This is a genomic window from Ensifer sp. GW821-FHT05G01 (genome assembly GCF_059419585.1).
The window spans coordinates 249764-261132 of record NZ_JBWKSC010000009.1 but is presented as its reverse complement, the minus strand read 5'-3'; the positions used below and the strand labels follow the sequence as shown (position 1 = coordinate 261132).

Annotated in this window: 12 protein-coding genes; 6 read left to right on the top strand and 6 right to left on the bottom strand. The window is 62.1% G+C overall.

From position 1 onward, the window contains the following. Window positions 1–42: 42 nt before the first annotated feature. Window positions 43–1035, bottom strand: a complete 993-nt coding sequence (locus tag AC07UR_RS22265; protein ID WP_209790100.1) for an autoinducer 2 ABC transporter substrate-binding protein — start codon at window positions 1033–1035, stop codon at window positions 43–45. A 242-nt stretch (window positions 1036–1277) separates the two neighbouring features. Between AC07UR_RS22265 and AC07UR_RS22260 the strand changes: the two genes are divergently transcribed. The 3 genes from AC07UR_RS22260 (at window position 1278) to AC07UR_RS22250 (ending at window position 3500) form a co-directional block, all read left to right on the top strand. After that, window positions 1278–2336: a LacI family DNA-binding transcriptional regulator gene (locus AC07UR_RS22260; RefSeq protein WP_173423177.1), complete on the top strand. Its 1059-nt coding sequence runs from the start codon at window positions 1278–1280 to the stop codon at window positions 2334–2336. Between the two features lie 87 nt (window positions 2337–2423). After that, window positions 2424–2873: an Lrp/AsnC family transcriptional regulator gene (locus tag AC07UR_RS22255; protein WP_209790101.1), complete on the top strand. Its 450-nt coding sequence runs from the start codon at window positions 2424–2426 to the stop codon at window positions 2871–2873. 3 nt (window positions 2874–2876) lie between these two features. Next, window positions 2877–3500, top strand: coding sequence for a LysE family translocator (locus AC07UR_RS22250; RefSeq protein ID WP_209790102.1), 624 nt, complete (start codon window positions 2877–2879; stop codon window positions 3498–3500). Between the two features lie 33 nt (window positions 3501–3533). Here AC07UR_RS22250 and AC07UR_RS22245 read toward each other — a convergent pair whose 3' ends face one another. The 4 genes from AC07UR_RS22245 to AC07UR_RS22230 all read right to left on the bottom strand — a co-directional run bounded on the left by AC07UR_RS22245 (window position 3534) and on the right by AC07UR_RS22230 (window position 7200). Beyond that, window positions 3534–3950, bottom strand: coding sequence for a GFA family protein (locus tag AC07UR_RS22245; protein ID WP_209790103.1), 417 nt, complete (start codon window positions 3948–3950; stop codon window positions 3534–3536). A gap of 165 nt (window positions 3951–4115) precedes the next feature. Then, window positions 4116–5120: a DUF535 family protein gene (locus AC07UR_RS22240; RefSeq protein WP_173423181.1), complete on the bottom strand. Its 1005-nt coding sequence runs from the start codon at window positions 5118–5120 to the stop codon at window positions 4116–4118. A gap of 215 nt (window positions 5121–5335) precedes the next feature. Further along, the gene (locus AC07UR_RS22235) at window positions 5336–6508 is read right to left on the bottom strand and encodes an ATP-binding protein (RefSeq protein WP_234941770.1); all 1173 of its coding nucleotides are present in this window, start codon (window positions 6506–6508) and stop codon (window positions 5336–5338) included. Beyond that, window positions 6505–7200 (bottom strand): response regulator, encoded by a 696-nt coding sequence (locus AC07UR_RS22230; RefSeq protein ID WP_173423182.1) that lies wholly within the window; start codon window positions 7198–7200, stop codon window positions 6505–6507. Before AC07UR_RS22230 ends, AC07UR_RS22235 begins: the two co-directional genes overlap by 4 nt. Before the next feature lie 358 nt (window positions 7201–7558). Here AC07UR_RS22230 and fabZ point away from each other — a divergent pair, with 358 nt between their 5' ends. After that, window positions 7559–8047 carry a 3-hydroxyacyl-ACP dehydratase FabZ gene (gene fabZ, locus AC07UR_RS22225; protein WP_209790104.1) on the top strand — a complete coding sequence of 163 codons (489 nt, stop codon included), beginning with the start codon at window positions 7559–7561 and terminating at the stop codon, window positions 8045–8047. 254 nt (window positions 8048–8301) lie between these two features. Further along, a complete protein-coding gene (locus tag AC07UR_RS22220) occupies window positions 8302–9102 on the top strand; it encodes a phosphatase PAP2 family protein (protein WP_209790105.1) in 801 nt (266 codons plus the stop codon). Between the two features lie 39 nt (window positions 9103–9141). Here the strand turns inward: AC07UR_RS22220 and AC07UR_RS22215 are convergent, their stop codons facing one another. After that, window positions 9142–10143, bottom strand: a complete 1002-nt coding sequence (locus AC07UR_RS22215; RefSeq protein WP_209790106.1) for a LacI family DNA-binding transcriptional regulator — start codon at window positions 10141–10143, stop codon at window positions 9142–9144. Window positions 10144–10335: 192 nt separating this feature from the next. On the opposite strand from AC07UR_RS22215, the gene AC07UR_RS22210 reads away from it, so the two are divergent. Beyond that, window positions 10336–11364, top strand: a complete 1029-nt coding sequence (locus tag AC07UR_RS22210) for an ABC transporter substrate-binding protein (RefSeq protein ID WP_209790107.1) — start codon at window positions 10336–10338, stop codon at window positions 11362–11364. Window positions 11365–11369 lie beyond the last annotated feature (5 nt).

Genomic DNA, 11369 nt, shown 5'->3' with positions numbered 1-11369 from the left:
GCGGCGGTGGCGCGTCTGAGGCGTGCGGGCCGCTGCGGCAGATCAGAGCCCCATCGCCGCGAGATCGGCGACCGTGTCCTTGTTGATCGGCACGAGCTGATCAACGATGATGTTGCGGTTTTCAAAGTCCGGCTTGACCTTGCCGAGACCTTCGATCTCGTCGCCGTCCTTCACCTCTTCACCCTTCATCAGTTTGTCGGCAAGCGTCACGAACACCTCGCCTGCCTGTTTCGGATTCCACATGAAGCCGCCGGAGATCGCGTCCGACTTGACGAGCTTCTGGCCCTGCCCCGGCGAGAACGGGCCGAGCACAAAGATCTCGCCAACCTTGCGGCGCTCTTCGACGGCACGACCTGCCCCGATCGGTCCCTGGCTGCCGAACGCGAGGAAACCCTTGAGGTTGGGGTGGGCGGAGATCAGGTCGAGCGCTGTCGACCGGCTCTTGTCGACGTCTTCGGCGACCCCGTAGCGTTCGCCGACCAGCGTCATGTCAGGATGGTTCTTCTTGATATAGGCGATGGCAGCATCAGCCCAGGCGTTGTGCAGCGGCACGGTCAGCGAGCCGACGAACACGGCATATTCGCCCTTGCCGCCCATTTTTTCGGCAAGCAGCTTGCCGTGCGCTTCGCCGAAGCCGGTCGATGACGCAAGCTCGAAGTCCCAATCGGCGCCCTTCTGGCTCGGCGATTCATGGGTGATGACGATGATGCCCTTTTCCTTGGCCTTGGTCAGAACCGGCTCCAAAACCTTGGCATCATTGGGCACGACGCCGATGACCTTGACGCCCTGGGCGATCAGATCCTCGATGGCACGCACCTGCAGCGCCGGATCGGCGCTCGTCGGGCCGACCATGAAGGCGTCGATGCCGAGCTTTTGGCCCCGTTCCTTGATGCCTGCCTCCATGGCGTTGAACCACGGAATGCCGCCGATCTTGACCACGACGCCGACCTTTCCGGCATCCTGAGCGAATGCGGCAGCCGCACCGGCAAGCGAAAGCGATGTCGCTAGGGCAGCGACCAGAATTTTCTTGATCATGTCTCTCCTCCACTCGTTCCCCATAGGGAACACGCCCGGCTGCAGAAGCGCCGGCCTCCAGTTTCAAATCGCAACTGGCTGGGAACGAATTCCCGCCTCCCTGATCGCCGCCTCCTCAGACGACCCATCAATTTGCACAATCGATATTTCTTGTTTGCACAATCGATGGTGCAAAGACTATTGTGCAGACTTAATCTTTCGTCAAGGGGAAATCGGCACTAAGACGATGAGGGAGGCCAACGATGACGAAGACGAGCAAGAAGAAGGCGACCATCTACGACTTATCGGTGCTGTCAGGCAGCTCGCCTTCAACCGTGAGTGCGGTTTTGAACGGCACCTGGCAGAAGCGGCGGATCAAGGAGAGCACCGCGGCCCTGATCCGGGATCTGGCGGAGACCCACCAATATACCGCCAACCGTCAGGCCCGCGGATTGCGCAGCTCCCGCTCCGGCCTCATCGGCCTGCTGTTGCCGGTCCATGACAATCGCTACTTCTCCTCGATGGCGCAGACCTTCGAAGCGCATGTCAGAAGCAAGGGTCAATGCCCAATCGTCGTCAGCGCCAGCCGTGACCCGGAAGAGGAAAGAAAGACGGCCGAAACGCTGATCTCATACTCGATCGATGAGCTGTTCATCTGCGGCGCGACCGACCCGGACGGCGTGCACGAGGTCTGCGAGACCGTCGGCCTGAAGCACATCAACATCGACCTGCCCGGCACCAAGGTTCCGTCCGTCATCAGCGACAACTACCAAGGCGGCCGGATGCTGACGGAGGCGATCATCCGACACTTCCCCGCGGATCAGCCGCTCCGCCCGGATGAACTCTACCTCTTCGGCGGTCGCGACGACCACGCAAGCCGCGAGCGTATCCGCGGGTTCCGTGCGGTGAAGCGCGAGCTTCTGGGCGAAGACCCGGACGGCTGCATCCAGCCGACCGGCTACGCGCCCAACAATGCAAGGCTCGCTTTCGAAGCCTTCTACGAAAAGCACGGCAAGCTGCCGCGCGGCGTCTTCATCAACTCCTCGATCAACTTCGAGGGCCTGTTGCGCTTCATGGCTGGCCACCCGCATGAAAACTTCGCAGACCTCACCGTCGGCTGCTACGACTACGACCCCTTCGCCTCGTTCCTGCCCTTCCCCGTCATCATGATCCGCCAGGATGTCGAAGGCATGATCACCAAGGCATTCGAGGTGATCGAGGAGGGGCGGCCACAGCCGCGTATTCACCTGATCAGTCCAGAGCTCGTCCAGCCGCGCACCGCGCTGACCGGACCGCTCGACGCGCTCAAGGATATCGGTTGAATGGCACATCGCTGAATCTTCGGCTGCACGGCATAATGCCCATCGATTTTTCTGTACATGCGAATACTTTCCACGTATTCATTGGCGATGGATGAGATTGACAGAAAAATCATTGGAATTCTCGCGCAGGACTCTCGCAGGTCGCTGACCGATATCGGTGCTGCGGTGGAGTTGTCGCCCTCCTCGGTCAACGAACGCATCCGCCGGCTCGTCGCAAGCGGAGTGATCCGCCGTTTCACGATCGACGCCGACCATCGCGCGCTCGGGCTTGACGTGCTCGCCTTCGTCTGGGTCGGGCTGTCCCCGGATGCGGATGAGGAAGCGTTTCGCGCCTTCATGGCCGGCCACCCTTCCGTTACGGAATGTCACCACGTCACCGGCGCCTGGTCCTATTGCGTCAAAGTTCGCATGCCGTCGCTTGGCGATATCGAGCCTTTCCTGGCCGAACTCAAGCGTCGCCGGTTTCTCGCTCGCAGCGAGACCGTGATTGCCCTTTCGACCGTCAGAGAAACCCAGTTCACCGGCCCGGAGCGCTGAGCGATGTCTGCATTGTTGTTCGCAAAAGGTCTGCTGCTCGGCCTCGCCATTGCCGCTCCCCTCGGCCCGATTGGCGTCCTGTGCATCAACCGCACGCTCGAACGCGGCTTCTGGGCCGGTGTCGCCGGTGGCTTGGGAACGGCACTTGCCGATGCCAGCTACGCGCTGCTGGCAGCCGCCGGCTTTGCCGCATTCGCGACCCTTCTCGCCACGGTGTCGACGCCGCTCAGCCTTGCCGGTGGCGCCTTCATGATCTGGCTCGGCTGGCGCGGGCTGCAACCGAGCCCGGTCGCAGCCGCGGCCAAGGTCGGAGCGCGCGATCTCATCCAGACGACCGCAGCGACCTTCCTGCTAACGATCGCCAATCCGCTGACGATCCTGTCCTTTGCCGCGTTCTTTGCGGTCCTTGGTCTGGCGAAAGCCGGTGGACTTGCAAACGCCACCGTCGTCGTTGCCGGCGTCTTCCTCGGCTCGCTCGCCTGGTGGATGCTTTTAAGCGGCGGGATTACCCTTGCCCGAACACGCCTGCCCGACAGTTTCGTCACGTGGGTCTCACGCCTTTCGGGCCTGGTCCTGATTGCCTTCGGCGCAGTGGCAATCGGCTCGGTCGTGGTGAACCTCATCTAAGGCTACAGCCGAAGAAGGCGGCGCTGCCGCAGTCTATTCAGCCGCCGGTCTGACGCATTCGACATGCCACCATTTCGGGCGTCCGCCACGGTAGCTGTGCGAGACCGGGATGAGATCGGCGGCGTTGGTCTTGTCGAAGCACCCGAGCATCAACGCGACGACGGGCGCATCGTCGATCGCGCCGAGCGTGCTGCCGCAGGTGCCGCAGAAGGCCCGGCTGGAGTAATCGGAGGAGCGATAGGTTGCGGGCGCTCCCCCGGGCCCGGTCCAAGCCACGGCGTCGCTTGGGAATTCGACCCAGGCGACGGTCAGCGCGCCGGAATGCTTTTGGCACAGTTTGCACGAGCAGGTGTGCGGCTTTCCGGCCGGCCCTTTCGCCTCGAACCGAATTGCTCCGCAAATGCATCCGCCTGTGTGCGGCTTGTTCTTTTTGGTCGCGGCTCTTGTCACGCGTTACCTCCAGTTGCAGTCTCGAATCATCAGCAGCATAACTTGCGACGGGCGGATTAGTGTAGCGCCGCGATGATACACCCCATGAGGGCATCCGTGCGTTTGATCTTGGCGGCAGCGGTCTCAGTATCGACCTCGCAAAGATCCGAAAAGCGCAGCCGGCGCTCAGTAAAACCACGCGCCAATGTCGCGAAACGCGCGTTTGCTCTGGTCGCGCCTGTTTCCATCCCGCGCAGACGTGCCCTCGCCGATCGGCAGGCTGAAACCGAAGGGATCGGACGGTTCGCCGCCCCTGTCCGCCCAATAGGCATCGAGATCGGCCACCATCATCCGCCGACGTTTGCGCCGTCGGCGGTTGATCACGTGCCTGTCGTTGGAGACGGCATAGAGGTGCGTTGCGTTGCCCTCGGAGGCGAGCCCCTGCAGCGTGAGCAGAACCGCATCCTTTGGCCGCAAGCCCCCGAGATCGCGGGTCGCGGTAATCAGCGCCCGTTTTCCGTCGCCTCCACGCGGCCCCTGCATGCCGCCGATCACGAGGCTATAGGCGTCATCATCGCAACGCACGAAGGCGAAACTGACCGTGCAAAGCGCATAACGATCGCTTTGGCGGCTAAGCCTGATCGCAAAGGCGCCCTCGTGGCGCCCACCGCAATGGTCGGCCAACAGCAACTGGACACGGTAATTTTCACCGCGCCCGGCGACCGTTCCCATCTCCATCGACGTACCGCGCCAAAGCGCCATCAGCGACCGGCGTGACAGGACTTCGCTCGCGACATCGAAATGGTTCATCAGCAGTTCAAGCCGTTGGCTTGAGCGAGCTCCGTGCAACAGAAATGTCGGTACCGACTTGCGAATAAGATCGTCGTGCGGAAGACCCAATTTGTAGCGGTCGCCGAACGCGCTGAGAAAGGCGAGCCAGCGCGTCGTCAATACCGGATGTCGGGCGAGCCGCATCGAGAACACGACCGCGCGCTTCAAGGTCAGCCGCCCGCCAAGCTTGAGAACCTGCCACAGGATCTGACGGCCCGACCGGCCACGCTCCGGCATGTTGGCAGCGGCGACGAAACCGACAGATGCCGGCTGGGTTTCAACTCTCTCACCACCGCCGTTGGGCAGCGATGGCAAGTCCGATCGAGCGCTGTATTGCGGCAAACGACCTTCCAGGGACATGGCGTAATTCCTTGAAAGCAAATGCTTGTCCAAGCATCGCCGGGATATCCGGCACCGCTGGGTTTGCATTCTGTTTGTCAAGGGAATGCGGAGAAGTGATCCGGAATCGAGCGTCTGTTGGCGGAGCGATCCGCCCGAATGGACAGAGCCGGCGTGCGGCCTTCACCGAACGCCGAACGGCTCCGATCAGGCCTTCAAGACGATAACGATGGCGCTCAGGCGGCGCTTTCGCGCGGCAGCATGATGGTGATCATCGCTCCGCCGCCGGGGCGCGCTGCGAATTCCAGTCGGCCGCCATGGGCCTTGGCAATCGCCTGCACGACGGAGAGGCCAAGCCCCGTTCCGCCGGTTGCCCGCGAACGGGACGCGTCCCCGCGCCAGAACAGGTCGATCGAGTGGGTCGATACATCGTCCGGAAGCCCCGGCCCGCGATCAAGCACCCGGATGAAGGCTTCGTCCGCGCCACGCGCGCCGGTTTCGCACCGAAGCACGCCGCCTGATGACGCATAGCGACAGGCGTTTTCAACGAGCGCAAGCAACGCCTGCCGCAGGCGCTGGGAATCGCCGGACACCACAGCTGGGACAAGTGCCATCTCGAGCGAGAGACCGGCAGATGCGAGGATCGTGCGGGAGGCGCCGAGCACCTGCGTCGCCTCGGCCGCCAGATCGACCGCACCGCGTTGGGTGACGAGCTTTTGGCCTGCGGCAAGCGAAAGGGTGCGCAGATCCTCGACCAGGGCGGATAGCCCCTCCACCTGGACGAGCAGCTGCCGCACGCGCTCCTGCTCCAACGGAAAGACGCCATCGGCCATGCCCTGCAGATTGCCTTGCAGGATCGTCAACGGCGTGCGCAATTCGTGGGCCACCGCCATCGTGTTGAAACGCAGGCGGCTTTCCATGCTTTCGAGTTCGGCCGCCAGCTCATCGAAAGTCTTGATCAACGTTGCCACTTCTTTCGCCCCCTTCCCAACGGAGCCGACACGAACCGCGAAATCGCCGGCACGCAGGTCTTCGGTTGCCTGAGCGAGCAGTTCCAAAGGACGGCTGATCTTACGGGCGAGCCAATAGCCGATCAGGCTGCAGGTTGCCGCAGCGATCGCACCGAAGGTAATGATCGACAGGTCGATCTCGTTGTTGCCCCATTCCTCGATCGCGGGAACGCTGGTGACAAACGCGCGAAGGTTTTCCTCCGTCGGCATCCGGCCGGCATTGATATCGGTATAGGCTTGCGCCGCCCCGTGCGACATCATCTTGAGCATCCGCTCCTCGAGGTCCGCCTCCATCCACATCACGCCGAAATAGACGATGCAGACACTGACCACGAGCAGGACAGCCTGCAGCATGGCGGTGAGAACGCCAAGTGGGAGACGCGATATTCTGATCTTCATCTCGGCTCCACGAAACGGTAGCCGACACCGCGAACCGCGGAGAAGAAACCGCAGGCGCCGAGATCCTCGAGTTTGCGGCGAAGGTTGGCGACATGGGTGTCGACCGTTCGCGCCAGCGCGTCACTGTCGGGAAGGCAGGCATCGAGAATGTCGGCTCGCTCGAAGGCATGCGTCGGGCGTCGGATCATATGGGCCAGGATACGAAACTCGCTGAGTGTCAGCGGCAGGGACTGGCGCTTGCCGGTGGTTTCGACAAAGGCCGCATGCGCATCGAGATCGACCTCGACATTTTCGAAGCGCAGCACCGTGGCGCCGGCGCCGTTTCGCGTCCGCCGCAGAACTGCATTGACGCGGGCCACGACCTCCTGCGGGTTGAACGGCTTGACGACGTAGTCGTCCGCACCGAGCCTCAGCCCCGCCAGCCGATCGAGATCCTCGGCCAATGCCGTCACCATGATCGTCGGCGTGTTGCTCTCGCGGCGGATGCGCGCCAGCACCTCGAAACCGTCGAGCCGCGGGATGCGCACGTCGAGGAGAACGAGATCAGGCGAAAGCACGGAATGATGGGTGAGCGCGGTTTCGCCGTCCGCCGCCCGTACCGTCCTGAAGCCGTCACGCACGAGGTAGGCATCGAGGATCTGCGCGATCTCCGGCTCGTCCTCGACCAAAAGGATGAGACCCTTGTCGACCATCTGCAAACTCCTCGCGCATGTGTTGTGGCAACGAGCTTATGGGATGAAAAAATTCGGGTTGCAATTCATCCGGGCAGCGCTGGACACCATCGCCGGCCGTTCCGCATCAAGCGTTCTTCGTTTCTCCGCCATTTCTTGACAAATCGCGTCGAGTGTCCGCCTGCCACCGTCTGATCGAGTGTCGAACGCACGGTGTATGTGCCCTCGAATGCCGATTTTGCGGCTTCACCCCAGATTCCACCGACCCACATAACAAACGTCCCGGAACGCCTTCGCGATCCCGGCCAAGCAAGCGGCGCTGACGCTTTCCGTACGATGGCTCGCGCAGGGCCGCAAGCAACCCAAGAGGGGAATTCTCATGCCTGTTGAAACGAGCGAACTGACGTCAGCCGATATCGGCAAGATCTTGCAATGTATCCCGCATCGTTACCCCTTTCTGCTGATCGACAGGCTCGTTTCGATCCGCGGCGAAGAAAGCGGCATCGGGATCAAGAACGTTTCGATGAACGAACCGCAGTTCCAGGGGCACTTCCCTAGCAATCCGGTCTTTCCCGGAGCGCTGATCATCGAGGGCATGGCGCAAACTGCCGGTGTCATGTGTGCGGCCGCCAAGCTTGCCGTGGGTTTGACGCCAAAGATCATCTACATGCTGACGGTGGACAAGGCCCGATTTCGCAAGCCCGTTCGCCCGGGTGACGTCATCGAGTATCACATGACGAAGCTGGCCTATCGCCGCAATGTCTGGCGCTATCGCGGCGAGGCACGCGTCGATGGCGCATGCGTTGCCGAGGCCGAGATTGCGGCTTACCTGGAGACAGAGCAACAGCGGCCCGACGCCGCCGCTTGAACCCGTTCCCCGCGGCGGGCGGCGATCCGAACCGTCGCCACCCTCTCCTATGCGAAGGTGCCGCGTAGCACCTCCTCCGCCTCCGGGTCCGCAACGATGGGCGGGCGGAAAACTCTGCCCGACAGCTTGGCGCCGTACGCGGAAGACCGATGCGTTTTCCGCTCCGAGCCTTCTCCAGTTGCCCGCCCATCCTTGACAGTCACCAGCAATTCTCGCGCTCGCCTCCTTCTGTTTTCCCATCGCGAGCGTTCGGAATGTCCAGCATCCTGCAATCCATCACAACACCAGCTGCCGGCCATTGGCGGCGGGTTGCCAATCCCCTGACATGGCCTGCCCGATTGCAGGCCCAGATCTGCCAACACCCGGTTCAGACGGCCGCTTCGGCAACGATATTTGCGGGCTTCGTGTTTATGGCTTTTCCCGGCATCGATCTGGCCGTGTCACGCTGGGCGGCGGCAGGCAATGCAGACTTTCCGTTGTCGCGGGAGCACGCACTGCGTCTGCTGCGTGATTTCAACCGCCTGATCCCGATTTTGCTCCTGCCCGCCCTCGCAGTCATGCTTGCCGGGCAGATGCGCCGGCCGCGCGCATGGCTGCCACGTCCGCATAAAATATTGTTTTTCCTGACTTTCTATGCGCTCGGCCCCGGCCTTGCCATCCAGTTGCTGAAACGGCTGGTCGGCCGCGCCCGCCCTTCCGAGATCGTCGAGTTCGGAGGAACCCTGCCGTTTACACCCGCCTGGCAGGTTTCCGGCGCGTGCTCGCGCAGTTGTTCGTTCGCGTCTGGCGAATCGGCGACGGCGATTGCCTTGTTCGGCTTGGCATTCTTCCTGCCCCTGGCTTGGCGTTGGAAGGCGATCGTTGCGCTCGTGCCTGTCGTGCTCGTCTTCTCGCTCAACCGCATCGCATTCGGCGCGCACTTCCTCTCGGATGTCGTGCTCGCCTGGCTGCTGATGCTCTGGATCATGCTGTGGCTCTGGTGGTCCGTGTTTGCAGCCCATGGCGCACGCATCGATGCCGCGCTGACGCGTGGCGGACAGTCCATCGCCGCCTGACGTCGGCGGCAGCCTGGCCACCGACCGCTCTGCGTTTGATCAGGCGCTACGGACGGATCGGCGCCAGACGAAGGGGGCGTTGAGCCGCAACGATTGCGATTGTCCGACGTCCTCGCTCATCAGCCACGCAACCGCCGCCGCAGCAATCTCCTCGATGGGCTGGGCGAAAGTGGTCAGCTCGTAGGAACTCCAGGCGGCCTGCGGAATGTCGTCAAAACCGACGACGCAGAGATCGTTGGGGATCGAAAGCGAAAACTGATGCCGGGCCGCATCCATGAAACCGAGCGCAACGAGATCGGTCACGCAAAAGACCGCATCCGGACGCTCGCGACGGGTCATCAACCGCTGCGCCAGGACCTTGCCGCTTTCATAACCCGTCGGGCCGAAGCGTTCGACGGTCACATCCAGCCCCTGCTCCCGCGCCGCTGCGACAAAACCCACTTCGCGCGTCATGAGGCTCGGTGTCCCGGCTTCTGAATTGGCAAAAGCGAGACGGCGACAGCCGGCCCGCAGGAACGCCGTCACCACGCTTTGCGCCGTATCATCGTCGTCGAGGTTAATTCTGAGCGGGCCTTGATGCTCGTCGTCGCGATTGATCAGAACCAGCCGCTGACCGTTCCGGACGCAGAGATCGACGAGCGACTTGTCCGGCATGCCCGACAGCACGATCGAGGCATCGGCGCGGTACCGAATCGCCTGGCGCAAAGCCATGTCGACGCGTTCATCGGATCGATCGGTATTGACGATCATCGCGATCTTGCCGGCATTCTGCAGTTGCTGCGTCAGCGCCTTGATCAGCGCCGAACGGTAAGGCGTGCCCATGTCGGAAACGACGAGGCAGACAATGCCGCTTTCATTGCGCATCAATCCGCGGGCCAGATGGTTGACGTGATAGCCGAGTGCTTCCGCCGCCTCCATGACCTTGCGGCGTGTATCCGGCGCGATGCTCGCACCCGCTGTGAACGCGCGCGAAACCGCGGAGCGGGATACGCCGGCCTTCCTTGCCACTTCCTCTGCACTGACGAATATCTTGTCGCTCATCGTGACCCACCCTTGCACGGCTTTGCAAACTTCTTGCAACAAATATCAAGCCTGTGCAAGCTTGCACAAACCCAATCGATTAAACTTTCCACTTTCGGCCGAACTTGGATTGACAACATTCCGATCCATGTGACACCTTGCACGCGCTTGCATTACTGCGATGTGGAGGCATCGCACCATTGGGAGGAAGTTATGAAAGCTGTATCCATTTCGGTCGCGCTTGCCGCAACCGGCCTGACATTCGCGGCGTCTCAGGCGCAGGCGGCAGGCAGTCTCAATCTGATTTGCTCGGCGGACGTCGTCATATGCGAGCAGATGACCGCCGATTTCGAGAAGGAAAGCGGCATCAAGGTCAACATGGTTCGCCTGTCTTCCGGCGAGACCTATGCCAAGGTGCGCGCCGAAGCGCGCAACCCCAAGACCGATATCTGGTGGGCAGGCACCGGCGACCCGCACCTGCAGGCCGCATCCGACGGGCTGACGCTCGAATACAAGTCGCCGATGCTTGATCAGTTGCAGGATTGGGCCAAGAAACAGGCCGAAGGCTCGGGCTACCGCACCGTGGGTGTCTATGCCGGCGCGCTCGGCTGGGGCTACAACACCGAGATCTTCCAGAAGAAAGGCTTCAAGGAGCCGAAATGCTGGGCCGACCTGCTGGACGCGTCGCTGAAGGGCGAGATCCAGATGGCCAACCCGAACTCGTCGGGCACTGCCTATACGGCACTCGCATCGCTGGTGCAGATCATGGGTGAAGATCAGGCCTTCGACTACCTGAAGAAACTCAATGCCAACGTTGCGCAATACACCAAGTCGGGTTCGGCACCGGTCAAATCGGCCGCGCGCGGCGAAGCCGGCCTCGGCATCGTCTTCATGCACGACGCGGTCGCGCAGACAGCCGAAGGCTTCCCGATCAAGGCGATCGCCCCTTGCGAGGGCACCGGCTACGAAATCGGCTCGATGTCGATCATCCGCGGCGCCAAGAACCTGGACAATGCCAAGATCTGGTACGACTGGGCACTGAAACCTGAGGTCCAGTCGCGCATGAAGGACGCCAAGTCCTTCCAGCTGCCGTCCAACAAGAGCGCGGAAGTGCCGAAGGAAGCACCGAAGTTCGAGGACATCAAGCTGATCGACTACGACTTCGCCACCTATGGCGACTCCGAAAAGCGCAAAGCTCTGCTCGAGCGCTGGGACCGCGAGGTTGGTGCCAACGCCAACTGACGCCA